Genomic DNA, 23422 nt, shown 5'->3' on the forward strand with positions numbered 1-23422 from the left:
GAACCATGTCCTACGTCACCCCGAAAGACTTCGCCACCAAGATGATCGACGCGGGCGAAGCCAAGGTCTTCATGTCCACCCGCGACACGATCATCCGCGCCTATATGGCCGGCGCGATCCTTGCACTTGCGGCGGCCTTCGCGGTCACCGTCACCGTCAACACCGGCGACCCGTTGATCGGGGCGCTGCTGTTCCCGGTCGGCTTTTGTATGTTGTATCTGATGGGTTTCGATTTGCTGACCGGGGTCTTTACCCTCGTCCCCCTTGCGCTGCTGGACAAGCGCCGTGGTGTCACGGTGAACGGCGTGCTGCGCAACTGGGGACTGGTCTTTACCGGCAATTTCCTTGGCGCGATGACGGTTGCGCTGTTCATGGCGATCATCGTCACCTTCGGCTTTTCGGAAGCCCCGAACGAGGTCGGCCAGAAGATCGGCCATATCGGCGAGGGCCGAACGCTCGGCTATGCGGCGCATGGCGCGGCGGGGATGCTGACGCTGTTCGTGCGCGCGGTGATGTGCAACTGGATGGTCTCGACCGGGGTCATCGGCGCGATGATGTCGACCAGCGTATCCGGCAAGGTCATCGCCATGTGGATGCCGATCACGGTGTTCTTCTACATGGGGTTCGAACATTCCATCGTGAACATGTTCCTGTTCCCCTCGGGCCTGATGCTGGGGGGCGAGTTCACCATTATGGACTACCTGATCTGGAACGAGATCCCGACCGTGCTGGGCAATCTGGTGGGCGGGCTGACCTTCGTCGGCGCGATGATCTACGCCACCCATTACAAGACCGCCCCCGACCGCCGCGACGCGGCGCCGCAGGAAACCCCTGCCATCGCCGTCCCTGCCGAGTAAGCATCGATGAAAGATACCAGCATCCCGCCGATCCGGACCACCTGCCCCTATTGCGGGGTCGGCTGCGGGGTTATGGTCTCACCCGGGCCGGACGGCATCACCGTCTCGGGCGACCCGGATCATCCGGCGAATTTCGGCAGGCTCTGTTCCAAGGGCAGCGCGCTTGCCGAAACGCTGGGGGCGGAAGGCCGCTTGCTGACACCGGTTATCGGCGGCAAGGCCGCGGATTGGGACGGCGCACTTGACCTGATCGCCAGCCGATTTACCGAGACCATCGCCGATTACGGCCCGGATTCCGTCGCCATCTACGGCTCGGGCCAGATGCTGACCGAGGATTACTATGCCGCCAACAAGCTGATGAAAGGCTATATCGGCAGCGCCAATATCGACACCAATTCACGGCTCTGCATGGCCTCGTCGGTTGCCGGGCATCTCCGGGCCTTCGGGTCGGACACCGTGCCGGGGCTGTACGAGGATCTGGAACTTGCCGATCTGGTGGTGCTGGTCGGCTCCAACCTCGCGTGGTGCCATCCGGTGCTGTATCAGCGGCTTGTGGCAGCGAAACAGGCACGGCCTTCGATGCGGGTCGTCGTCATCGACCCGCGCCGGACCGCGACCTGCGATCTGGCCGACCTGCATCTGCCGATCCGGCCGGGGACCGATGCGGCGCTGTGGAACGCGGTGCTGCTGGAACTCGACGCGCGTGGATTGTCGGTCTGGAAGGACCGGGTCGCCCGGTATGAGGACGCCGTCGCCGCGGCCCGCGCCGGCAGCACCGATTGCGGTACCGACCTTTCGGCGTTCATCGAGCTTTGGTGCAGCACCGAACGGGTCGTCACCATCTACTCCCAAGGCATCAACCAATCCGACAGCGGCACCGACAAGGTGAATGCGATCACGAATTGCCACCTTGCCACCGGGCGCATCGGGCGTCCCGGCATGGGCCCGTTCAGCGTGACCGGCCAGCCGAACGCGATGGGCGGGCGCGAGGTCGGGGGCCTGTCCAACATGCTCGCCTGCCATCTGTCGCTGGACAATCCTGCCCATCGAGACGCCGTTCAGGGCTTCTGGAACAGCCCCCGAATGGCCGCCATGCCGGGCCTGAAGGCGGTGGATCTGTTCGACGCGGTCGGTGCCGGGCGTATCAAGGCGCTGTGGGTGATCGGCACCAATCCGACCGTTTCCATGCCCGAGGCCGACCGCGTCGCCCGCGCACTGGAGGGCTGCGAATTTCTGGTCGCCAGCGACATGGTGGAAACAGGCACCACGCAGCGCGCTGATGTCGTCCTGCCCGCAGCCCCATGGGGCGAACGCACGGGCCACGTCACCAATTCCGAGCGCCGCATCAGCCGCCAGCAGGCCTTCCTGCCGCCGCTAGGGCAGTCGCGCCCCGACTGGCAGATCATCGCGGGCGTCGCGCAGCGTATGGGTTTCGCCGGCTTCGGCTGGCGCAACGCAGATGCAGTCTTCGCCGAGTTCAAGGCACTGTCCGGCCTCGCCGGGCGATTGGGTTCAGATTTCGACATCTCGGAACTCGACGACAACGCGCCGATCGTTTGGGGCAACCGTTCCGACGGGCGTTTCTTCGGCGATGGCGTCTTTCACACCGCGGACGGGCGCGGCCGGATGATCCCGGTCACCCCGCGCGCCGAGACGGGGACTTTGCATCTGAACACCGGTCGCATCCGTGACCAGTGGCACAGCATGACCCGCACCGGTCGCGCGCCCCGCCTGTCGACCCACATCGCCGAGCCGTTCGTCGAAATCCATCCCCACGACGCGGCACGGCTGGGACTGGAACCGGCAGGCCTGGCCCGGGTCACGAACCGCCATGGCGGAGCCATCCTGCGGGTGCTGGTCACCGACCGTGTCCAGCCCGGCCAGATCTTCACGCCGATCCATTGGACCGACCGCAATTCCGCCTCGGGCCGGGTCGGTGTGCTGGTGCCCTCGGACGTGGATCCGGTTTCGGGCCAGCCAGCGCTGAAACGGGCCGAGGTGACGGTGAACCCTTTCCCCGCGGCCTGGTTCGGCTTTGCCGCCAGCGCAACGCCCTTCACCCCCGATTGCGACTATTGGGCGACTGCCAGCATCGAGGGCGGCATGCGCGCCGAACTGGCAGGCACCGCCGCGCCCGCCGATTGGGAAGCCTTCGCCCGCAGCCTGTTCGACCTGCCAGACGCGCAGCTTGCCGTCCTGACCGACGTGGCGCGCGGGCTGCGGCGGCTGTCGCTGTCGGAAGATGGCAAGGTAGTGGCGGCGCTGTTCTGTGCGCCAAAGCCCGTCGCGCTGTCGCGCCAAGCTGTCTGCGAGATGATCGGCCAGTCCGGGACCGAGATCCTGACCGGCCAGCCCGCCGCCGGCCGGCCCGATCCCGGCCCCACCGTCTGCGCCTGCATGGCAGTCGGACGCAATTCCATCTGCGCCGCCATCCGCGAAGGGCGCTGCAACAGCGTTGAGGAAATCGGTGCATCGCTGGGTGCCGGCACCAGCTGCGGATCCTGCAAGCCAGAGCTGCGCGCGCTGCTGGACGCCACGACGGCACAACCCGCCCCCGTCTAACCCCTTTCCCGAGGCGGCGAAATCTGGCAATGCCCGGCGGGACCGCGACCAGGAGCCCGCCGATGAACCCCGATATCGTCACCACGCTTGCCGCATATATCTGGGCGCTCGACTATGGCTCGGTTCTGGTTTTCGCATTGACGGGCGCACTGGTGGCCAGCCGGCAGCAGTTGGACATCACCGGCTTCATCTTCATGGCGGCGCTGACGGCTGTCGGGGGTGGGACATTGCGCGACCTGGTGCTGGGCCGCGACCCGGTTTTCTGGGTCGAGCGGCCCGGCCTGATCGTGACGGCCGCCGTCGCGGCCTTCATCGTCTACTGGGCCGCACCCTTTCTGGAAAGCCGCTATCGCTGGCTGCTATGGCTGGACGCGATCGCGCTTGGCGTGGCGGTCCCGGCAGGTGTTGGCGTCGCCTTCGCCACCGGCTACGGGCCGATCATCGTGGTGATCTGCGGGGTGATTACCGCCTGCATGGGCGGCCTGATCCGCGATGTCGTAGGCAACGAGGTGCCGCTGATCCTGAAAGGATCCGAGCTTTACCTGACCGCCGCCTTCGGCGGTGCGTTGGCGGGGCTGCTGCTGGTCTGGCTGGGCCTGCCCCGCCCAATGGCACTGATCGGCTGCGGGTTGGCGACTTTCGTGCTGCGGGCGGGCGCGATGATCTGGGGCTGGTCCCTGCCCGCCTATCGCCCCCGACCGCCCCGCAATTTCGGCTGACGCGGCCCGGCACAACCTTTAGCGCGCGTCGCCCAGATGTGCCTCGGGATCGTGATCGACCTTTTCGGCGATCTCCTTGGTCCATGCTGACACGGCGGGCACGCGCGAGCGGTCGATGCGGTGGGCGTATTTCTTTGCCACCTCGACGACCTCTGACAGCAGACCGTCCTCCAGCGTGATCGGGTTCAGGCCAAGGGCAAGGAACTGGTCGTTCTTCACGATCAGGTCGTTCTCGTCGGCTTCCTTGCGTGGGTTTGGCAGGTTCATCACCTTCGCCCCCGACAGCCGCGCCACCAGCGCGGCCAGGTCGCGGACGCGGTGGGTTTCGGTCATCTGGTTGAAGATCTTGACCCGCTCGCCCGCCGCGGGCGCGTCGGCCAAAGCCAGTTCGATACAGCGCACGCAGTCCTGAATATGGATGAAGGCGCGAGTCTGCCCGCCCGTGCCGTGGACCGTCAGGGGATAGCCGATGGCCGCCTGAATCAGAAAGCGGTTCAGCACGGTGCCGTAATCGCCATCATAGTCGAAACGGTTGATAAGCTGCTCATGCCGGCGGGTCTGGTCGGTATGGGTGCCCCAGACGATGCCCTGATGCAGGTCGGTGATCCGCAGCCCGTCATTCTGGGCATAGAACTGAAACATGATCTGATCGAGGCTTTTGGTCATGTGATAGACCGATCCGGGCCGCGTCGGATACAGCACCTGCTGCGCCTTTTTGCCGGTGGGCGTATCGATCTCGATATCCAAATAGCCTTCGGGGATCGGTGCCCCGACCGAGGAGTAGCCGTAGACCCCCATCGTGCCCAGATGAACCAGATGCGCGTCGATGCCGGTTTCCACCAATGCCGCCAGCACGTTATGCGTCGCGTTGGTATTGTTGTTGACGGTATAGACCTTGTGGCGGTCGGATTTCATCGAATAGGGCGCGGCGCGCTGTTCGGCGAAATGGATCACCGCGTCGGGTTTGTGTTCGGCGAACCACTGCTTCAGGCGCTCGAATTCCTTCGACAGGTCAAGCAGATGGAAATGGATCACATTGCCGCTTTCCTGCTTCCAGATCCGGCAGCGTTCCTGAATGGAGTCCATCGGGGTCAGCGACTGCACGCCCAGTTCGGTGTCGATCCAGCGGCGCGAAAGATTGTCGATGATATGGACCTCATGCCCCAGATTGGACAGATGAAGCGAGGTCGGCCAGCCGACGAAACCGTCGCCACCAAGAACCGCAATGCGCATGAGTAACCTTTCCTGACTGCCGTCGTCGCCGTCCTGTGAAGGCGCTGGCGACCTGTTCGAATAAATGAGTAAAGGCCGCGTATCACCGCCGCAAGACAGTTATATGACGGTCACGCAACGGGGCGGATTGGTGCCGGTACTGATGAGAATCAACGGCTAATCAGAAGAACATGAACGAAGCCGGGTCCATGGGCGCCGCGCACGAAATAGCCCTCGATATCGGTGGTGCCCGACGATCCGGTAATCATCACCGCGTTTCGGGGCGCGGGGGCGGCAAGGGCCGCGTAATCATCCAGAAAGGGCAGGATGCGGTCTTCCTCGACCGCGACCAACCAGTGCCGGGGCAACATGGCATTCAGGATCGGCTGATCGGGTGCGGAATGGATCACCACCGACCCGGTTTCGGCAATCCCCCATTGCGCCACGCTGATCGCGGCGGGTTCCAGCGGGGCGATGTCGCGGTGGGTTTCAAGCCCCGCACCAGCCAGCGCATCCAGCCTCGCATCAGCGCTGACGGCGATGCGGGGGGCCAGGTCGTGCGACGCAAGATAGGCCATCACCGCCTGTGGCAGCGCGGCCCATCCGGGCACCCGGTCCAGCGTCACCCCAAGTGCGGGGTTGGCGCATTTTGCGATGAAGCTCGCGACCGGATCCGGGCCTGCCGGCACGGGACGGATCTCGTCGGGATCGGCCAGCAAAGCGGCGGCCTCGGCTGCGATCTGCGCCGGCGTCTGGCGCGGCAAGGCGCCGTCGCGGCCATGGGTCAGGCCGGCGCGAATGGCGGCAAGGATGTCGTCGCGCGCGCTCATTTCCGGGCCTCCTTCTGCTGGCGCTCATATTGGTCCATGAAGCTGCGGGCTGCGGGGGCGGGCAGATCGCGGGTGGCGGTCCAACCGCCCGCCAGCGGCAGCTTGCGGATCCAGCCGCGCCCGAACAGCCGCAGCACCGGCAGCGCCATCCGCGTGCCCATCCGGTACAGCCTCGGCCTGCACGCCGCAAAGCCCCACAGGCCCAGCCCATAACGCACCGGCTTTTCCACCAGCCCCTCGTCCCATGTCCGCAGGCGCCATGCTTTCAGCAGCGTTTTCAGGGGGATGCGGACCGGACAGACCTCCTCGCAGCGGCCATTCATGGTGCAGGCATGGGGCAGATCGCGGCTTTGCGCCAGACCGTCCAGAACCGGGGTCAGCACCGCGCCCATCGGGCCGGGATAGGTGCCGCCGTAAGCGTGGCCGCCGATCTGGCGATAGACGACGCAATGGTTCATGCAGGCCCCGCAGCGGATGCAGCGCAGCATCTGGCGGAACTCGTCCCCCACCATGCGCGCGCGGCCGTTGTCGACCAGAACGATGTGCATCTCCTCGGGCCCGTCGGCATCGCCCGCGCGCCGGGGGCCGCAGTGAAACGTCGTGTATTGCGTGACCTCGCCCCCCGTGGCCGAGCGCACCAGCACCCGCAAAAGCGCCATCGCGTGATCGGTCGAGGGGACGATCTTTTCGATCCCGGCGGTCACGATATGGACGCGCGGCGGCGTGGTGGACAGTTCGGCATTGCCTTCGTTGGTGACCGTGCAGGTGGCGCCGGTATCTGCGACCAGAAAATTCGCGCCCGATATCCCGACATCGGCGGCCAGAAACTTTTCGCGCAGCACCCGCCGCGCCGACGCTACCATCGACGCCGCGTCATCCGCATCGGGCGGCGGGTGATGGTCCTTGAAGAACAGCGCCGCCACATCCTCTCGCGTGCGGTGCATGGCGGGCCAGATGATATGGCTGGGGCGCTCATGGGCGAGCTGGATGATATGCTCGGCCAGGTCGGTTTCCACCCGCTCGATCCCGGCATCGTCAAGGGCGTGCGGCAGGCCGATTTCCTCGCCCAGCATGGATTTGGCGCGGGTGACGATCTTCGCCCCTGCATCCGAGCAGATCCTGCTGACGATAGCGGCGGCCTCGGCGGCGTCGCGCGCCCAATGAACCTGCGCGCCCGCAGCGGTGGCATTCTGTTCAAACGCGATCAGATAATGGTCGAGATTGGCGATCACGTGGTCCTTGATCGCCGCCGCCCGTGCCCGCGCGGCCTGAAATTCGGGGAAGGCATCGACCGCCGCCGCGCGCTTGGTTTCCGCCGTGCCGGTGGTGCGATCGATGGCGGTTTTCAGGTTCGCGTCCGCCAGCGCATCATGGGCGCGGGTCTTGAAGGCAGCGTCGGCCATCACGCCTCCTCGCCGATTGCGGGGCCGTCGGCCATGCCGGCCAGCACCTCTGCAGTGTGAAAACAGCGGGTCTTTGCGCCTTCGCGATGCAGGCGGCCGGCCATGTTCATCAGGCAACCCAGATCGCCCGCCAGCAGCAGCTCGGCACCGGTCTCGACGATATTCGCGGATTTTTCCGAGACGATGGCGGTCGAGATCTCGGGGTATTTGACGCAGAAGGTGCCGCCAAATCCGCAGCAGACATTGGCGCCTTTCAGCGGCCGCATCTCCAGCCCGTCGACGCCGTCCAGCAGGGCGCGGGGCTGGCCCTCAACCCCCAATTCGCGCAGGCCCGAGCAGCTGTCGTGATAGGTGGCCGAGGCGTCAAGCCGGACGCCCTGCGGCTGCCAGCCCATCACATCATACAGAAACCCGAGTATTTCGAATGACTTGCCCGCAAGATCTTCTGCACGCCGGCGCCATGACGCGTCGTCCATCAGGCTCGGATAGGATCGGATCTGACCAACGCAGGACCCGGACGGCGCAACCAGATAGTCATAACCTTCGAACGCCGCGATCACCTGTTTCGCCAGCGCCGCAGCGCCCCGCTTGTCGCCGCTGTTGCCGGCGGGCTGGCCGCAGCAGGTCTGGGCGCGCGGCACCTCGACCCTGCAGCCGGCCTGTTCCAGCAGCTTGATCGTCGCAAAGCCGATTTGCGGCCGCATCGCGTCGACCAGGCAGGTCACGAAAAGGCCGACTTTCGGGGGCTGGGTCATCTGGCGTCCTCGGCTGGATCAGCAGAGCCTGCCGGAAAACGCCACCGGGTTCAACGGGGCGCTAGAGGTCCAGCCGGCCCCGATCGCCTGCGGCAAATCGGCGCAGGACCGCCGGATAGAGCCGGTGTTCCTGCACCAGCACCCGCGCCGCCAGATCCCCGGGCGTGTCACCTGGCAAAACCGGCACCCGCGCCTGTCCCAGGATCGGCCCGGCATCGAGATCGGCGGTGACTTCGTGAACCGTCGCACCGGCCTCGGCATCGCCAGCTTCAATAGCGCGGGCATGGGTATTCAGGCCCGGATATTTCGGCAGCAGCGAGGGGTGGATGTTCAACATCCGGCCTTCGTAATGGCGCACGAAATCAGGGGTCAGGATGCGCATGAAACCGGCGAGCGCCAGAATGTCGGGCTGCACGGCATCCAGCTGGCGGATCAACTCGGCCTCGAACGCGGCGCGGTCGCGCTCGAAGGGGCGGTGATCCACGGCAAAGGTGTCGACGCCCAAAGCGGCGGCCTTGGCCAGCCCGCCGGCATTCGGGTCATTGGCGCCAACCAGCACCGCGCGTGCCGGGTGGTCGCCGGCCATGCTTTCCAGCAGGCGGACCATGTTCGATCCGCCCCCCGAAATCAGAACTGCGACCCGTTTCACGCGAGCGTGCCGCTGTAGCGCACCCCCTGCCCCGGCACCACATGGCCAAGCGGCACGACCGTCTCGCCCATCTGGCCCAGCAATCCGGCGAGGTCTTCAGCGCGGGTGGCATCCACCACCAGCACCATGCCGATGCCGCAGTTGAAGGTCTTCAGCATCTCGGGCGTGGTCACGCCGCCCGCCTCGGCCAGCCATTTGAAGACCGGGGGCAGCGCCCATGCGCCAAGGTCGATTTCCGCGCCGAGCCCTTCGGGCAGGACGCGGGGCAGGTTCTCGGTCAAGCCGCCGCCGGTGATATGGGCAAGGCCGTGCACGCCGCCCGCCCGGATCGCCGCCAGCGCCGGCTGCACGTAAAGCCGCGTCGGCACCAGCAGCGCCTGCCCCAGCGTCGCCTCAGCGAAGGGTGCAGCGTCATTCCAGCCCAGGCCCGCCGCCTCGGCCACGCGGCGCACCAGCGAAAAGCCGTTGGAATGCACCCCGTCCGAGGTCAGCCCCAGCAGCACATCACCATCCGCGACGCCCTTCGGCAGATCCGCGCCCCGTTCCATCGCGCCCACGGCAAAGCCGGCAAGGTCGAAATCGCCATCGTGATACATGCCCGGCATTTCCGCCGTCTCGCCCCCGATCAGCGCACAGCCAGACCGACGGCAGCCCTCGGCGATGCCATTGACGACGCGGGCGCCTTCATCCACGGACAGCTTGCCGGTGGCGAAATAATCAAGGAAAAACAGCGGCTCGGCGCCTTGGCAGACCAGATCGTTGACGCACATGGCCACGAGATCGATGCCGAGGCCGTCCAGCTCGCCCGTATCAATCCCGATGCGCAGCTTGGTGCCCACGCCATCGGTCGCAGCGACGAGGATCGGATCGCTGTAGCCCGCGGCCTTCAGGTCGAACAGCGCCCCGAACCCGCCCAGACCCGACATGGTGCCGGGCCGCTTGGTGGCGGCAGCGGCGGGCTTGATCCGCTCGACCAGTTCATTGCCCGCGTCAATATCGACGCCTGCATCCGCATAGGAAAGCCCCTTGCGCCTCTCGACCATCGCGATCCCCTTTTGGCCCCAAGGGCCCCTCGTGCTGAATTCGCCCCCCCGATAACGCAAGGGCCGCGCGCTGGCAATCACGGAAGGGGGGATCGGGCGGTCTTGCGGTCCTGACTTCCGATCTAGGTCACCGGGGTTCGGTTGCGCCCCCTCGCAATCGCAGCAGCAGACGCTTGACCCTGCCCCTTGCGCTGACTAGTCAGGCAGGGACTGTTGGACGGGCCTGTAGCTCAATGGTCAGAGCAGGGCGCTCATAACGCCTTGGTTGGGGGTTCGAGTCCCTCCGGGCCTACCAAACGACATTATTTATCCTTTTCCTTCAGTATCTTACCTGATTTTCTGGCGAACCTTGCAGGGTTGTTCGCCAGAATTCGTTCCTGATTTCCCCCGCTGGGAAGGCTTTCAATCGCTGAATCGGCCTTGGCCTTGCGATTGTATTTGTCGATGTATTTCTGCGCCTCTTTCAGGTCGTGATGTCCGCTGACCGCCATCACCTTGAATACGTCGCCCTCAATCTCCGCGATGCGGCGGCAGATCGCCTTGCGCAGCCCATGCGATGAACAGTTCGGCAACCCCGCTTTATCGCACCAGCCCCGCATGGACGAACCCAGACCGGCGGCGGTTCGCGCCCTGCCCTTCGCCGTTTCAAGGAAAGTGAAGGCATCAGCCGACACATGGGAAAGCGTCTCTGCCAGATAGGAATGGATCGGGATATCGACTTCGAAGCCGTCCGGGTTTTTCTTCGTTTTGCGGCGGCGGTAGACGATCCTGCCGTCTCGGATGTGACCTTTGCCCATCCTGACGGCATCACACTTCGCCGCGCCGGTATAGAGCATCAGCGTCATGCATAGGTGCGCCGGGGTTCCGATCTCGTGGACCTCATAGAAACGGGCGATCTCGCCCTCGTCCCATGAATGGAAGCCGTCCGGGTTCGTCGGATACCGCTTCACGCCCTTGACCGGGTTGTCGGTGCGCCATTCCAACTCGATCGCCAGGTCCATCATCTGCGACAGGCGCTTCAACGTCTTGTTCGCCTGCTGACGCGTCTCGGCCATTTCGGCCTTTATCTCCAGCACGTGGCGGCGGCGCATATGCGAAATGCTCTTGGCGCCGTGCTTGATGCGCAGCGGCTCGATTACCGCTCGATAGTCCGCTGCCGTGCTGTCCGCGACAGTCGGCAGGTGCATCTTTTAGAATTTCACGACCAGATCGTTGAAGCTGCCGGGTATTGCCCGTGACGCTCCGGCCTTTTCGACCCTGTTGCCGTTCTCGGCCTCGGCATAGCGGCGCTGAAATTCCTCGCTGCCCCATTCCGTGCCGAGTTCAACCGACCGCCCCTTGTGCCGATACCGCCAGCGACGTTTCCCGTGCCTGTCAGAGTAGGAGCGCGCCCGTGGAAACCGATCAGCCCTCTTCACCATGTCAATCCCAATCGTTTGCCGCTTTCGCCCCATCGCAGCCGTCAGTTTAGACTACGATCCTGCCGTCGCGGCCTATCTCGACACGACCTACCCGCAAACCAGCCGCAACCACGCCCTTAGCTGCGCGGGTTACGTCTACCTGTTTGAAGTTTGCGCGTTGTCCTGACATTTGCTGCGGCCTTTTCTTGTTATCCGCTGCCAGAATGATAGCCAGCGCCTGCCCCCGGGAGCTAAGGTACTGCGGTTGATAACTGTGGAGAACTTACAGAAATTTTCCGTACGTCATTGTATAAGTGATACTTTTCTTCTATTTTTGCCCCGATCGAAAAACAGAGCGGGGCGTGCCGCCCCTGCACCCCTGCAACTCCCTTCAACTAACCAAAGGCAGCTAAGCAAGCCAACCACCGCCTCATCAGCCATCCCCCGGCCGCTTACTGCACGAGCGCGGCCCTCCTCAACAGGTGACTACCCTCCGACCCGGAAACGGCGCCGCCGCTGCGTGGAAGGTCGCCACTTTGACCTGTCACTCGACCGCCGGAGCCGAACGATCCGCGCACCGTCCGGACGATCACGGCACAGATCGGCAGCAACATGGCAGGGCGGCGCAGGAACGGGCAGATAGTCATTACCGACCGCAGACAGGCGCGGGTTCAGCCTCGGCCAGTCCGGCCCCGGCCCCGCCGATAAGGGAAGCCAGCCTTTCCAGCCGCCGTGATGTGGTTCGCAGGTCTTCATATACCGGACCTGTGAGCCGTCAGACGATTGCGTCTCAACCGCCACTATCGGCCCCGCCGTCACCAAGGCCGCGACTGCCGCCGCCCGTGCGACAGCAGGACCCGCGACGATGGCGGCGACGATCCCCACGGTTGTTCTCAAATTTCGCATGTGCCTTACCTCCTCAACCGGCCAGACCGACGACAACAACCAAAGCACCGAGACCCGCCAGCATCGCAACGTCATGGAGCGAGGACGATAACGGGCAGGTTGTCCAGGACAGATAGAGCCTCAATTGCCGCAACGGCGAAATTCCAGAATATTCTGATACATTCAGCCCGCGCATTCGATAATCCGTCGCTACGCTGACAATAGACTCCTCCGGCCATTCCGAATCGGACTATCTGTTCCGGATTTTGCCGTCCGGGTCCAGTGCAGCACAAATATCAATTGCCTCGCGGAAAACCGTCTTCGGACTTGACTTTCGGCGCGCAAAGTTTCGAAAATTAAAATGACAACATTCGTGAAATAAATATTCGCGCTATTGATTAATCGGAGGGTCAGCCACAACAATTATGATCCACGGTAACAGCTCCAACTTTGCTAGGGTCAGGACCCATTGATTTCCGTCTGGCGGCGTGATTCAGGGCTCGAAAAACGAGCGGTGAACACTGCTGATCTTTTCTGGTTGAGCGACGTGAAGATGGCGCGTCTTAAGCCCTTATTTCCAAAATCCTACGGCAAACCCCGGGTCGATGACCTGCGTGTATTGAGCGGGATTATCTTCATCGATCACAATGGATTGCGGTGGCGAAATGCCCCTGCTGCCTATGGACCTCATAAGACGCTATACAACCGTTGGAAGCGGTGGAGTGACAAAGGTGTCTTCGCCCGGATGATGGCCGGTCTGGCCGCTGAGCACGGCGAAAAGAAGACTGTGATGATCGACGCCACTTACCTGAAGGCCCACCGAACAGCGACCAGCATGGGCGTGAGTTTGGAGGATCAGTAAACAGTCCGGGAGACTGTTTTCCCGACGAACGGGGGCGTGGACGCCGGATCGGCCGCACCAAGGGCGGCATGAATCCGAAGATGCACGCCATCTGCGGCAGCGAAGGCCGCCCCCCCGAACCTGTTCGTCACGGCGGCTCAGGTCAGTTATTACGTTGGCGCGCGAGCACTGATGAGCAGCCTGCCGGATGTCGTACTGGCTGCTCTGGGACCGCAGATATGATGCCGACTGGTTCCGGAAAGCATTGAAGGGCAAAGGGATACGCGCCTGTACCCCTGGTCGGAAGCAACGGAAGAAGACCGTCAAATACGACAAGCGCCGATACACACGTCGCAATCGGATCGATATCATGTTCGGAAGGCTGAAAGATTGGCGGCGTATCGCAACCCGCTACGACAGATGCCCGAAGGTTTTCCTATCAGCCATCACTCTCGCCGCACTCGTCATTTACTGGCTATAAGTCCAGACCCTAGCGTGCTTTTACCAGTTCCGGATCGTTCCCGTTGTGCCGGACAATATCGACAGACTGATTGCGATAAACATGGTCCGGATCAAGGCTGTTTGATCTGGCCGCTACTTTATTGCAGCTTTGGCGAATGCGAGCAACTCTTGGCCCACTGTCTTTTCAAAAGTGGGGCGGTAATGATTATGGTCTACCAACGCGATTTCTGTGTCAAATCCATTTAAAGCAATTGATGTATCAAAACAAAAAAACGGCGTGAAACCCATAGCTTCCTTCAACGCATCAGTGACGGATTCTCGAGATTGATCCATTGCAATATCTCCTGTGCGCGCAATATGATTAACGGCGATCACAGGCTTCCCGGAGATTCCCGATATTTGACAAATCGCTTCCGCTAAGTCTTTCGATGTACTGAATTGAGTTATTGCATGATTCGCTCGCGGGTCTTGGTTTTTCTGGGCATGCCAAAAACGATGCGCATTCACCTCCCATTTATCAATCCAAGTTGTTTTTAATGTGCAAGCCTCGACGATCACTACGTCAGCCTTCTGGACCAATGATGGCGCAACAAAATCAACGCTTCGATTATCGTCAGTTTCAAACACCAATTCCCGCAGATGAAGGGGCGGAGGAACATGACCACAAATTATTTTTAGCGATTGCAGCGCCGCGCTAGCCGTATGTGTGAACCAACAAGGGTCAACTCTATTTAAGAGTATTATATCCCCATCGTCATCAAGTCTTCTTAACGGACGATGAATCCGACAGCTTCCTAACGCGAGTATGTTCATTTTCTTCCAGATATAGACTATCTTGACCGGGGATAAGACACCTGATCTCCACCAGATGTCGCGGTCTCCTTATACCACTGCAAAGCTTCAAGTCATCATCTATCTGTGGCCGCCCTAAATCGCTTCCTCCACCAACCGCAGCGCACCATCCGGCAGCCGCAGTTGCAGATCCTCCGCCAGGGCTCCTTCCATCCACGACGCCCGATCGTCGGGCCCGCTCAGGATCACCGGCATAGCCTTGGGATCGACAGCCTTGACCTCGGCATTTGGCGAGCATGTCAGGAACGCGAAAAGGTCGTCGGCCGTCTCGCCGTCTTTAACCTTACGCAATGACTTCCAGCCCCTTACCTCGACCCTGGCGAAGAACATCGGCAGATCTTCAGCGGCCGCAAACCACTGGTTGCCTTTCCCACTCCCAAGCGGCTCCGCAAACGAAGTGGCCGGGACCAGTCACCTGCTTGCTTTCCCAAGCCAGCGCCGCCAGTGAAGCGAGGCGAGGTTGCGCACGTTCGTCACGCCGGGGTCACGCTCAGTTTTCAGCACAGACGGCGGGGACGGCATCCCCGAGCGGGCTTTAATCAGTTCGAGGCCGTCGCCGTTATGCCGGATGATCGCGCCCGGCTGATCGGGATGGACGCGGCCTGGCTCAAGGTTGCCTGCGCTGTCCGTCAGCCCCTTGAACAGCTGCCGCCGCTGCAGTCCGCCATCAGGGCACAAACCGTTGTCGGACCGACCTATCTGCTAAACGGTCACGGCCAGCCATTTGCCAGCAAGAGCGCTTTCGGCAACAAGTTCCGGGACTGGGCACAAGATGCCGGTCTAACCGATCGCACACCCCACGGCATCCAAAAAGCCGCTGCCGAACTGCTGGCCCTGCACGGCGCCAGCCAGTACCACATCATGGCGATACACGGTCACAGCAACGCCAAGACCAGCGAGGTCTACACGCGGGGCGCTGACCGTGATCGCCTGGCAGAACAAGCCATGGAAAAACTGGCGGGGTTAGACTGGTAGGCGTGGGACACCGCAAACCTAACCCATTGATTCATATAGGCCAGAAATCGCGCAACGTGGGACACATGGCGACTGAAATCATTAGATAAAATTGCTGGATTGACGGCCCTCCGGGCCTACCAGTTCCTCGCCGGAACCCGACTTAACCCTCATCCTCGTCATCGAAGATGCCGACCCGCGCGGGCGGGTCGAGATCGCGGTAAAGCGCCTGCGCCTGCGTGGCGGGGCCGCGTGTTTCGGACAGTTCCAGCACCTCGATCCGGCGACGGGTCCGGCCTTGGCGCAACTCGATCAGGGTGCCGGGGCGGACGCTGCGGGCGGGCTTGGCCGGTTGGCCATCGACGCGCACCTTCGAGGCCTCGATCATTTGCTGGGCAAGCGCCCGGGTCTTGTAGAACCGCGCAGCCCAGAGGAACTTGTCCAGCCTGACCGAATCCATACCTGCTGCGACCTTATTCGGGGTCGCGCAGCGCGCCTGCGATGCCGCGCAGGTCATAGCCGGCATGGGCGCCGGCGGTGAGTATGTCGTCGCGCGTCTTCAGCCCCGATTGCGACAGCGCCCAGATCGTCGCGCTGCGCGTGCCTGAACGGCAATAGGCCAGCACCGGACCGGGCATCTCGTCCATGGCCTGACCGAATTCGGCCACAAGATCGGCAGTCAATCCACCCGGACGAACGGGGATAAAGCGGAACTCCAACCCGGCCTCGGCGGCGGCGCGGGCGATCTGGTCCTGGGTGGGCTGGCCGGGCTCTTCGTCGTCGGGGCGGTTGGCGATCACGCTGCGAAAACCAAGGGCTGCCAGTTCGGCCAGTTCCTCGGGCAGGATCTGCGGCGTGACCGAGATCGTTTCGTCGATTTTCCTGATATCCATGTCAAAACCCTTTGCCCTGCGCCCGCCTCGTCCTTCAGGGCGGCGCGTCACGCCTTCATCTGCCCCGTTTATCGGGCCAAGGCAACCGCGACGCGCCGGATCGGCCTAACGGGCGATGCCGTCATCCTTGACCGGAGTACCGGCCTCGATCTGGCGATCGTGCTGGAATTCCAGCCACATGGCATTGACCACGGCGAACAGCGCCGCCATGGCAAGGCCCAGGATCCATGCAAAATACCACATTCGGAGCTCCTTCAATATGCGTGGCTATCTGAATCGGTGACGTCCTCTTCCGTCACCTTGCCCCACAACACCCGGTAAACCCAGGCGGTGTAGAACAGGATGAGCGGCAGGAAGATCGCCGAGGCGAACATCATCACGAACAGCGTCAGCTGCGAGGATGAGGCGTCCCAGACCGTCAGCGAGGATCGCGGATCGGTGTTTGACGGCAAAATGATCGGGAACATGGTCAGCCCGACCGAGGAGACCATCCCGAAGATCGCCATCTTGGACCAGGCCAGCGGCGAACGATCCCCGCCCGACCGGAAGGCCCGCAGCACCATCGCGATGCCCAGGAAACCCAGCACCGGCGCGACCACGATCCAAGGCCGCGCGGCATAAGCCGACAGCCAGCTGCCGCCATGGACGACCTCGCTCAGCAATGGGTTCGAATGGCCGTTCGGATCCGGCGCGCTGGCAAAGTGGAACCCCTCGATCCCGAAGGCTAGCCACAGCCCGGCAAGCGCATAGCCTGCGCCAGCGATCATTGCGGCGACCGTGCCGGTGCGGCGGGCGCGGCGGGCGATGGGGTCTTCGGTCTTCAGGATCAGCCAGGCCGATCCGTGCATGACCAGCATCGACAGGGACACCACCCCCGCCAGCAAGGCAAAGGGCCGCAGCAACCCGGTCAGCTTCTGAAGCGCATTGCCGTCATAGATCGAAAGCAGGTCTGGCGTCAGGCGGAAGGGTACGCCCAGCAGGATATTGCCCACCGCCACCCCGAACAGCAGCGCCGGCACCGCGCCGCCGTAAAACAGCGCCCAGTCCCAGCTGCTGCGCCACATCCTGCCCGGCCGCTTGGAGCGGTATTTGAACGCCACCGGCCGCACGATCAGTGCCGACAGGATCAGGAACATCGCCAGATAAAAGCCCGAGAAACTGACCGCATAGAGCAACGGCCAGGCGGCGAAAATCGCCCCACCGCCCAGGATGAACCAGACCTGATTGCCCTCCCAAACGGGGCCGACGGTATTGATGATGACACGCCGTTCGGTATCGGTCCGGCCAAGGAAGGGCAGCAGCGCGCCGACGCCCATGTCGAAACCATCGGTCAGCGCGAAGGCGATCAGCATCACCCCCATCAGCGCCCACCACAGGACGCGCAGAAATTCCAGCGAGAAAAGCTCGTGCAGAATCATGGGACTACTCCGCCGGGGTTTGTTTGGGCGAGAGGCGGCGGGCATGCGCCACCTCCCAGTCTTCGGTCAGTTCGACATCGTCGGTCGGTCCTTTGCGGATCGCTTTCAGCATCAGCGCCATCTCGATCACGAAGAGGATGGAATAGAAGATCGTGAAGCCGGCAAGGGTCAGCAACACGTCGCTGATGGTCAGGTGGCTGACCGAAAGCGCGGTTGGCAAAACGCCGTCCACCGTCCAGGGCTGGCGGCCGTATTCCGCCACGATCCAGCCCATTTCGACCGCGATCCACGGCGTCGGGATCATGACCACCGCCAGCCAAAGCGACCATCGCGGATAGGTCTGCCCGCAGAAGCTGGAGCGCCAGAAGAAGAAGGCCATGGTCAGGATGAAAGCAAAGCCCAGCCCAGCCATGATGCGGAAGGCCCAGAAGATCGGCCAGACATGGGGAATGGTATCTTCCGCTGCCTGGGCGATCTGCGCATCGGTCGCGTTGCGCGGATCGTCGGTATAGCGCAGCAGCAACAGCGCATGGCCGAAATCGTCGGCATTGTCGTCGAACTGCGCGCGGATGGCAGGATCACCAATCGCCTGCGGAGTTTCGCGGATCTTCATCACCGCATCATAGGCGATGATCCCGCGGCGGACGCGAAGCTCTGCCTGTGCCTCAAGCTGGTTGATGCCGGCAATCGGCTCGGTCAGGCTGCGGGTGCCGATCAGGCCCATGACCCAGGGGATGTGAACGGCGTATTTCGTTTCACGCGCTTCCTGATCGGGAATGCCGAACAGAGTGAACGAGGCAGGCGCGGGTTCGGTATTCCACATCGCCTCGATAGCGGCCATTTTCATCTGCTGGTTCTCGCCCGCGTCATAGCCGGATTCGTCACCCAGCACGACCACCGACAGCGCCCCCGCCAGCCCGAAAGAGGCCGCAACCGTCAGCGACCGCCGCGCCAGCCCGATATGGCGGCCCTTCAGCAGATACCAGGCAGAGATCCCCAGCACGAAGACCGAGCCCATGACATAGCCCGCGCTGACGGTATGGACGAATTTCGCCTGCGCGACCGGGTTCACGATGACCTCGTAGAAACTGGTCATCTCCATCCGCATGGTCATCGGGTTGAAGACCGCGCCCACCGGATGCTGCATCCAGCCATTGGCAATCAGGATCCACAGCGCCGAAAAATTCGTCGCAATCGCCACCAGCCAGGTGACCATCAGATGCGCAGGCTTCGACAGGCGGTCCCAGCCAAAGAAGAACAGCCCGACAAAGGTGGCCTCCATGAAGAAGGCCATCAGCCCTTCCAGCGCCAGCGGTGCGCCGAAGATGTCGCCGACATAATGCGAATAATAGGACCAGTTCATCCCGAACTGGAATTCCATCGTCACGCCGGTCGCGACGCCGATGGCAAAGTTGATGCCGAACAGGTTGCCCCAGAATTTCGTCATCTGCCGCCAGATCGGGCGGTTGGTCATCACATAGACCGTTTCCATGATGGCGACGATGACAGAGAGGCCAAGCGTCAAAGGCACAAAAAGAAAGTGAAAAAGCGCTGTCAGCGCGAATTGCAGGCGTGACAGGTCGACAATGTCCAGCTCCATGGGTGCTTCCTTGGTAGGCCGGTGCCACGATCACGCGCCCGGCGGGCCTGATTCACCCCATAAGGGTAACGCCCGAAGTCTGACTTACCAATCCCGCATATTGAATGCGACAATTCGACCGAATACCGGGTCATCGGCATGGCGGTGCATCGCGCACAGGATCGCCGCATCGGGCAGCGCGCGATGCAGCCCCGATAGCATCCGGGCGGCGCTGGCGTCGTCCAGCCCCTCGGTCGGTTCGTCCAGAAGCAGCAAATCGGGGCGGCGCAGGATAGCGCGGGCGATGGCGAGCCTGCGCGCCTGCCCGCCCGACAGCCCGGTGCCGCCCTCGGCCAGCCGGGTTTCCAAGCTCTGCCGCGCCTGGAATACCTCTGTCAGGCCGACGGCGTCGAGCGCCCGTTCCATCTCTGCCCGATCAAGGCAGCCGCTGAGCGCGAGGTTTTCGGCCACGGTCCCCGCCACCAGCGCGGCGCGTTGCGGCACCAGCGTCAGCCGGGTGCGCAGATCGGTTTCGGGCCATTGCTGCACTGGCGTGCCCCACAGCAGGATCGGCGCATCGGGGGGCAGCAGCCCGGCGGCCTGCCACAGAAAGGTGGTCTTGCCCGATCCGCTGGGGCCTGTCAGCGCTACCCGGTCGCCAGCCTTCAGCAGCAGTTCGGGCTTTTCGGCCTGTAACACCGGGCCGGTCTGCGCCCGCTTGAGCGGCGTCGCGGGAACGTGCGGGGCGGCATCGCGCAGCAGCGGCGCGACCCGGCTGGCCGCATCACGCATCCGGCCCAGCTCGGCCAGGCCGCGCGGCAGCGCCAGCAGCGTCTCGCCCAGACCCAGCGCCACGAAGAAACCGATGGCGGCAGGCGCCGGGCCAACCGCCCCCTGCCCGATCATCCAGCCACCGGTCAGCAGCGCCAGCGCGGCCGCCAGCCCCGGCAGCAGTGACAGAACCGCGCGGGCATCCCGCTCTGCCCGGTCAAGGCTTGCGGCGGCGCTGCGGGCGGCACGGTCCTGCGCCAGCAAGGCGGCGCGGCGAGCGGGCAGCAGGCCTGCGACGATCAGCGCCGCGCGATCGCGCAAACCGGCGATCATGTCGCGGCGCAGAGATTGGGTCGCGGCCTCTGCCCGGATGGCGTTTGCGGGGGCCAGCCGACCCAGCCGGATCAGCGCCAAAGCCGCACCCGGCACGTAACCCGCCGCGACCGCCAGCGCCATCGGCGCGCCGACGATCCCCCACAGCGCCAGCCCAGCCAGCATATGCGCGGCCAGACCTGCGCAGATCGGCAGCAGCAGCCGCAGGACCAGCCCATCCAGCGCATCGACATCGGCGGTGATGCGGGTCAGCGCCGCTTCCGACCGCATCGCCTCGACCTCGCGGGCGGGGCGCGCGGAAAGGCCAGCCAGCAGATCGCCACGTAGTCGCGCCAGCGCATGCAGCACGGCCTCATGCGTCAGGACCCGCTCACCATATCGCGCCGCCGTCCGGCCAAGCGCGAAGAAGCGGATCGAGGCCGAGGGCCGGAATACATCGAAGGCGATCCCCGCCCCGGCCAGCCCGGCGATGCCGGTGGCGGTGATGAACCAGCCCGAAACGCCCAGAAGCGAGATGCCGAAAATCAGCACCAGCAGCGCCAGCGCCGCGCCGCCGGCCATCAGCCAGGGTGCAGCGCGAAGGACGCGGTTCAGGATCAGGCGCAGGTCCTTCACAGCCGGACCTCGCGGTCCATGGCGGCAAGCAGGGCCGGGTCGTGGCTGGCCACCAGCAGCGTGCGGCCTTGTGCCTGCAGGGCGCGCAGGCTGGCGATGACATGGGCAGCGGTTTCGCGGTCGAGATCGGCGGTCGGTTCGTCGGCGATCAGCAGCTCTCGCCCGGCATGAATGGCGCGGGCCAGCAGCAGACGGCGCGCTTCGCCCCCGGAAACGCCGCCACCGGTTTCGCCAAGGCGGCTACGCAGAGCGTCCGGCAGGCGCGCGACGATGCCCTCGGCCCCGGCCAGGCGTAGCGCCGCCGTCGGATCACCCGCGCCCAGCCAGTCGCCAAGCGCGAGGTCCGGCAGGTGCATGCCCTGCGGCATCACCGCCAGCCGCGCCCGCCAGGCATCGGCATTGCCCGCGTCCAGATTTTGCCCGGCGACTTCGACCCGGCCCACATCCAGCGGCACCAGCCCCGCGACCACGCCCAGCAGCGTTGACTTACCCGCCCCGCTGGCGCCGCTGATCGCCAGCGACTGCCCGGCATCGAGATCCAGATCCGGCAAGAACAGCCGCGCCCCGCCCGGCAGCGCCGCGACTGCGTCCCGCAGTCGCAGCCGCAGCCGGCCCGGCAGCGGGGTTGCAGGCGCACCCTGCCCCAGCATTGGCTGGCGCGGCGCGTCCTCGGCCTCGGTCAGTTCGGCTGCGACGGCGAGGCCCGCGGCGCGGTCATGCCAGGCGGCGGCAAGGTCGCGCAGGGGTTGAAAGAAATCCGGCGCAAGCAGCAGCAGAAGTACCCCTTCCGCAACCCCCATGCCGCGCCCCCAGGTGCCGAAATTCAAAACTCCCAGAAGCGTAAAGCCGACATAGACCGCCATCAATGCGACGCCGATCGCGGCGAATAGCTCCAGCACCGTCGAGGAAAGGAAGGCGATGCGCAGGACCGCCATGGTCCGCGCCCGGAGCCCCTCGGCGCGGGCATCGAAATCGGCCCGCGCACGGTCCCCGGCACCCAGCAGGCGCAGGTCGATCAGCGCGCCCAGCCGTTCCATCAGCAGGGCATTCAGACTGCCGATCTCGGCCAGATGCCGCCGAGATGCGCTTTCTGCCGCCATCCCGATCAGTGCCATGAAAACCGGAATCAGCGGTCCCGCGACTGCCAGCACCAGCGCGGCGGGCCAGGCGATCACGGCAGCGATGGCGATATAGACCAGCGGGATCACCCGCGCCCGCGCCATGGCCGGGCGATAGCGGGTGATCCAAGGCAGCAACAGCGGCAGCTTTTCCGCCACCAACGCCGCCATCGCGGCCGAGCGCGCGGGACCGGGGGCGGCGAATTCGCGGTCGATCAGACGCGCGCGTGCATCGGCCAACGCGCGGTCGCCGGCACGAAACAGGATCCCGCCGGCGATATGGTCAAGCACCGCCCGCAGCATCGTGCCGGCAAGAAAGATCGCCGCCGCCAGCAGGGTCCGTGTCAGGTCGCCCGCGACCCAGCCCGCGATGGCCCATGCCACCGCCGCCGCCTGCAGGGGCCAGACCAGCCCTGCCGCGACCGAGAGCGCGCTGGCGCGGGCAAGCTGGCCGCGCAGCGGAGCCTCGATCTGTCGGGCGGCGCTGGCAGAGGGGGAAGGCTGTCGGCTCATCGGGTCCCGGCGGGTGGTGAGGCCAGATTTCTAACCTGCATCTGCTGGGCAGGAAAGGCCACCGCCTGCGACAAAGCGCCCGGACCTGCGCGGCCAAACGCGTTAGCGGACGGCCTTGACGCCTTCGAGGATCAGGGTGGTGGCAATGTCGGCGTAGTCTTCGCGAGTGACAGGACCGCCATCCTTGAACCACATATAGACCCAGTTCATCATTCCGAACAGCGACATGGTGACCGGCATCAGCAGCGGCCGGCCGGTGCGCAGCTCGGGGTTGATGCGGTCGATCACCACGGAAAAGCGCCGCACGATCCGGCGCTCGATCTCGGCCAGTTCCTGCTGCTGGGCTTCTGACAGCGCGCGTTTGGCGTTCAGCTGTACGATATGTTCGTTGTCAGCGCCGCGATAGACATCCAGCACCGCGCCCACCAGCGCCCGCAGCCGGTCGCGATCAGGCAGAGTGGGGTCATCTGCGGCCTCGACCACCTCGTCAACCTCGGCCAGATGGGTGCGGATGATGGCGAAGATCAGCGCGTCCTTGCCGGGATAATAGTGATACAGCAGCGCCTTGGACACACCGGCGCGTTCGGCAATCTGCGACATGGACGCCTTGTCCATGCCCTGTTCGGCGATCACGGCAGCCGCATTGCGCAGCAGATCCTGCTGCTTTTCGGCGAAATCGCTGGCGCGTGTTCGGGCCATTCAGTTTCCTGTCTTGCGGCGGCAAGTTGCGCCGCCCGCTGCATTAACGCCCCCGCCCA

21 protein-coding genes, 1 tRNA gene and 1 pseudogene are annotated in these 23422 nt (G+C 64.1%); 6 read left to right on the plus strand and 17 right to left on the minus strand.

The window, feature by feature from the left end; all coding sequences use genetic code 11:
* Positions 1 to 5: 5 nt before the first annotated feature.
* The 3 genes from G7044_RS06050 (at position 6) to G7044_RS06060 (ending at position 4138) form a co-directional block, all read left to right on the plus strand.
* Positions 6 to 857, plus strand: coding sequence for a formate/nitrite transporter family protein (locus tag G7044_RS06050; protein WP_166326936.1), 852 nt, complete (start codon positions 6 to 8; stop codon positions 855 to 857).
* Between the two features lie 6 nt (positions 858 to 863).
* Positions 864 to 3419 (plus strand): nitrate reductase, encoded by a 2556-nt coding sequence (locus G7044_RS06055; RefSeq protein WP_166326938.1) that lies wholly within the window; start codon positions 864 to 866, stop codon positions 3417 to 3419.
* 62 nt (positions 3420 to 3481) lie between these two features.
* Positions 3482 to 4138: a trimeric intracellular cation channel family protein gene (locus tag G7044_RS06060; protein ID WP_166326940.1), complete on the plus strand. Its 657-nt coding sequence runs from the start codon at positions 3482 to 3484 to the stop codon at positions 4136 to 4138.
* A gap of 18 nt (positions 4139 to 4156) precedes the next feature.
* Here G7044_RS06060 and G7044_RS06065 read toward each other — a convergent pair whose 3' ends face one another.
* From G7044_RS06065 to purM, 6 genes are all read right to left on the minus strand, one after another.
* On the minus strand, positions 4157 to 5371 hold the full coding sequence (locus tag G7044_RS06065) for an NAD-dependent epimerase/dehydratase family protein (protein ID WP_166326942.1): 1215 nt from the start codon (positions 5369 to 5371) through the stop codon (positions 4157 to 4159).
* A 149-nt stretch (positions 5372 to 5520) separates the two neighbouring features.
* Positions 5521 to 6180 (minus strand): LutC/YkgG family protein, encoded by a 660-nt coding sequence (locus G7044_RS06070; RefSeq protein ID WP_166326944.1) that lies wholly within the window; start codon positions 6178 to 6180, stop codon positions 5521 to 5523.
* Complete coding sequence (locus tag G7044_RS06075) at positions 6177 to 7583, minus strand: LutB/LldF family L-lactate oxidation iron-sulfur protein (RefSeq protein WP_166326946.1); 1407 nt, start codon at positions 7581 to 7583, stop codon at positions 6177 to 6179. The genes G7044_RS06070 and G7044_RS06075 overlap by 4 nt, the downstream gene beginning before the upstream one ends.
* Positions 7583 to 8338, minus strand: a complete 756-nt coding sequence (locus tag G7044_RS06080; protein ID WP_166326948.1) for a (Fe-S)-binding protein — start codon at positions 8336 to 8338, stop codon at positions 7583 to 7585. The genes G7044_RS06075 and G7044_RS06080 overlap by 1 nt, the downstream gene beginning before the upstream one ends.
* Before the next feature lie 61 nt (positions 8339 to 8399).
* A complete protein-coding gene (purN, locus tag G7044_RS06085; protein ID WP_166326950.1) occupies positions 8400 to 8987 on the minus strand; it encodes a phosphoribosylglycinamide formyltransferase in 588 nt (195 codons plus the stop codon).
* Entirely contained in the window at positions 8984 to 10030 is a 1047-nt protein-coding gene (gene purM / locus G7044_RS06090) for a phosphoribosylformylglycinamidine cyclo-ligase (protein WP_166326952.1), read from the minus strand. The genes purN and purM overlap by 4 nt, the downstream gene beginning before the upstream one ends.
* 219 nt (positions 10031 to 10249) lie before the next feature.
* On the opposite strand from purM, the gene G7044_RS06095 reads away from it, so the two are divergent.
* A tRNA-Ile gene (locus tag G7044_RS06095) sits at positions 10250 to 10325 on the plus strand.
* A 7-nt stretch (positions 10326 to 10332) separates the two neighbouring features.
* Here G7044_RS06095 and G7044_RS06100 read toward each other — a convergent pair.
* Complete coding sequence (locus G7044_RS06100; RefSeq protein WP_166326954.1) at positions 10333 to 11217, minus strand: tyrosine-type recombinase/integrase; 885 nt, start codon at positions 11215 to 11217, stop codon at positions 10333 to 10335.
* A gap of 1651 nt (positions 11218 to 12868) precedes the next feature.
* On the opposite strand from G7044_RS06100, the pseudogene G7044_RS06105 reads away from it, so the two are divergent.
* Positions 12869 to 13637 (plus strand): annotated as a pseudogene (locus tag G7044_RS06105) (IS5 family transposase).
* Positions 13638 to 13750: 113 nt separating this feature from the next.
* On the opposite strand, the gene G7044_RS06110 reads toward G7044_RS06105, so the two are convergent.
* A complete protein-coding gene (locus G7044_RS06110; protein ID WP_166326956.1) occupies positions 13751 to 14245 on the minus strand; it encodes a hypothetical protein in 495 nt (164 codons plus the stop codon).
* A gap of 300 nt (positions 14246 to 14545) precedes the next feature.
* Positions 14546 to 14800 carry a hypothetical protein gene (locus G7044_RS17955; protein WP_235931147.1) on the minus strand — a complete coding sequence of 85 codons (255 nt, stop codon included), beginning with the start codon at positions 14798 to 14800 and terminating at the stop codon, positions 14546 to 14548.
* 231 nt (positions 14801 to 15031) lie between these two features.
* On the opposite strand from G7044_RS17955, the gene G7044_RS06120 reads away from it, so the two are divergent.
* A complete protein-coding gene (locus tag G7044_RS06120; protein WP_235931148.1) occupies positions 15032 to 15445 on the plus strand; it encodes a tyrosine-type recombinase/integrase in 414 nt (137 codons plus the stop codon).
* Positions 15446 to 15587: 142 nt separating this feature from the next.
* Here the strand turns inward: G7044_RS06120 and G7044_RS06125 are convergent, their stop codons facing one another.
* The 8 genes from G7044_RS06125 to G7044_RS06160 all read right to left on the minus strand — a co-directional run bounded on the left by G7044_RS06125 (position 15588) and on the right by G7044_RS06160 (position 23363).
* Positions 15588 to 15884 carry an RNA-binding S4 domain-containing protein gene (locus G7044_RS06125; RefSeq protein WP_166326960.1) on the minus strand — a complete coding sequence of 99 codons (297 nt, stop codon included), beginning with the start codon at positions 15882 to 15884 and terminating at the stop codon, positions 15588 to 15590.
* Positions 15885 to 15897: 13 nt separating this feature from the next.
* On the minus strand, positions 15898 to 16317 hold the full coding sequence (locus tag G7044_RS06130; RefSeq protein ID WP_166326962.1) for a TIGR01244 family sulfur transferase: 420 nt from the start codon (positions 16315 to 16317) through the stop codon (positions 15898 to 15900).
* Between the two features lie 105 nt (positions 16318 to 16422).
* Positions 16423 to 16560, minus strand: a complete 138-nt coding sequence (gene cydX, locus G7044_RS06135) for a cytochrome bd-I oxidase subunit CydX (protein WP_166326964.1) — start codon at positions 16558 to 16560, stop codon at positions 16423 to 16425.
* Between the two features lie 11 nt (positions 16561 to 16571).
* On the minus strand, positions 16572 to 17735 hold the full coding sequence (gene cydB / locus G7044_RS06140; RefSeq protein WP_166326966.1) for a cytochrome d ubiquinol oxidase subunit II: 1164 nt from the start codon (positions 17733 to 17735) through the stop codon (positions 16572 to 16574).
* Between the two features lie 4 nt (positions 17736 to 17739).
* The gene (locus G7044_RS06145; protein ID WP_166326968.1) at positions 17740 to 19335 is read right to left on the minus strand and encodes a cytochrome ubiquinol oxidase subunit I; all 1596 of its coding nucleotides are present in this window, start codon (positions 19333 to 19335) and stop codon (positions 17740 to 17742) included.
* Positions 19336 to 19419: 84 nt separating this feature from the next.
* Positions 19420 to 21033, minus strand: a complete 1614-nt coding sequence (locus tag G7044_RS06150) for an amino acid ABC transporter ATP-binding/permease protein (protein WP_166326970.1) — start codon at positions 21031 to 21033, stop codon at positions 19420 to 19422.
* Complete coding sequence (locus G7044_RS06155) at positions 21030 to 22664, minus strand: ABC transporter ATP-binding protein/permease (protein WP_166326972.1); 1635 nt, start codon at positions 22662 to 22664, stop codon at positions 21030 to 21032. Before G7044_RS06155 ends, G7044_RS06150 begins: the two co-directional genes overlap by 4 nt.
* A 102-nt stretch (positions 22665 to 22766) precedes the next feature.
* The gene (locus tag G7044_RS06160) at positions 22767 to 23363 is read right to left on the minus strand and encodes a TetR/AcrR family transcriptional regulator (RefSeq protein WP_166326974.1); all 597 of its coding nucleotides are present in this window, start codon (positions 23361 to 23363) and stop codon (positions 22767 to 22769) included.
* Positions 23364 to 23422 lie beyond the last annotated feature (59 nt).

The organism is Paracoccus xiamenensis, assembly GCF_011308835.1.
Lineage (GTDB): Bacteria > Pseudomonadota > Alphaproteobacteria > Rhodobacterales > Rhodobacteraceae > Paracoccus > Paracoccus xiamenensis.

Bases quoted from the DNA above. Each gene is read 5' to 3' on its own strand.
- G7044_RS17955 (WP_235931147.1), bottom strand. From the start codon at position 14,800: ATGTTCTTCGCCAGGGTCGAGGTAAGGGGCTGGAAGTCATTGCGTAAG.
- G7044_RS06100 (WP_166326954.1), bottom strand. From the start codon at position 11,217: ATGCACCTGCCGACTGTCGCGGACAGCACGGCAGCGGACTATCGAGCG.
- G7044_RS06130 (WP_166326962.1), bottom strand. From the start codon at position 16,317: ATGGATATCAGGAAAATCGACGAAACGATCTCGGTCACGCCGCAGATC.
- G7044_RS06080 (WP_166326948.1), bottom strand. From the start codon at position 8,338: ATGACCCAGCCCCCGAAAGTCGGCCTTTTCGTGACCTGCCTGGTCGAC.
- G7044_RS06125 (WP_166326960.1), bottom strand. From the start codon at position 15,884: ATGGATTCGGTCAGGCTGGACAAGTTCCTCTGGGCTGCGCGGTTCTAC.
- cydB (WP_166326966.1), bottom strand. From the start codon at position 17,735: ATGATTCTGCACGAGCTTTTCTCGCTGGAATTTCTGCGCGTCCTGTGG.
- G7044_RS06075 (WP_166326946.1), bottom strand. From the start codon at position 7,583: ATGGCCGACGCTGCCTTCAAGACCCGCGCCCATGATGCGCTGGCGGAC.
- G7044_RS06055 (WP_166326938.1), top strand. From the start codon at position 864: ATGAAAGATACCAGCATCCCGCCGATCCGGACCACCTGCCCCTATTGC.
- G7044_RS06065 (WP_166326942.1), bottom strand. From the start codon at position 5,371: ATGCGCATTGCGGTTCTTGGTGGCGACGGTTTCGTCGGCTGGCCGACC.
- G7044_RS06120 (WP_235931148.1), top strand. From the start codon at position 15,032: ATGCCGGATGATCGCGCCCGGCTGATCGGGATGGACGCGGCCTGGCTC.
- G7044_RS06070 (WP_166326944.1), bottom strand. From the start codon at position 6,180: ATGAGCGCGCGCGACGACATCCTTGCCGCCATTCGCGCCGGCCTGACC.
- G7044_RS06160 (WP_166326974.1), bottom strand. From the start codon at position 23,363: ATGGCCCGAACACGCGCCAGCGATTTCGCCGAAAAGCAGCAGGATCTG.
- G7044_RS06155 (WP_166326972.1), bottom strand. From the start codon at position 22,664: ATGAGCCGACAGCCTTCCCCCTCTGCCAGCGCCGCCCGACAGATCGAG.
- cydX (WP_166326964.1), bottom strand. From the start codon at position 16,560: ATGTGGTATTTTGCATGGATCCTGGGCCTTGCCATGGCGGCGCTGTTC.
- G7044_RS06060 (WP_166326940.1), top strand. From the start codon at position 3,482: ATGAACCCCGATATCGTCACCACGCTTGCCGCATATATCTGGGCGCTC.
- G7044_RS06145 (WP_166326968.1), bottom strand. From the start codon at position 19,335: ATGGAGCTGGACATTGTCGACCTGTCACGCCTGCAATTCGCGCTGACA.
- G7044_RS06050 (WP_166326936.1), top strand. From the start codon at position 6: ATGTCCTACGTCACCCCGAAAGACTTCGCCACCAAGATGATCGACGCG.
- purM (WP_166326952.1), bottom strand. From the start codon at position 10,030: ATGGTCGAGAGGCGCAAGGGGCTTTCCTATGCGGATGCAGGCGTCGAT.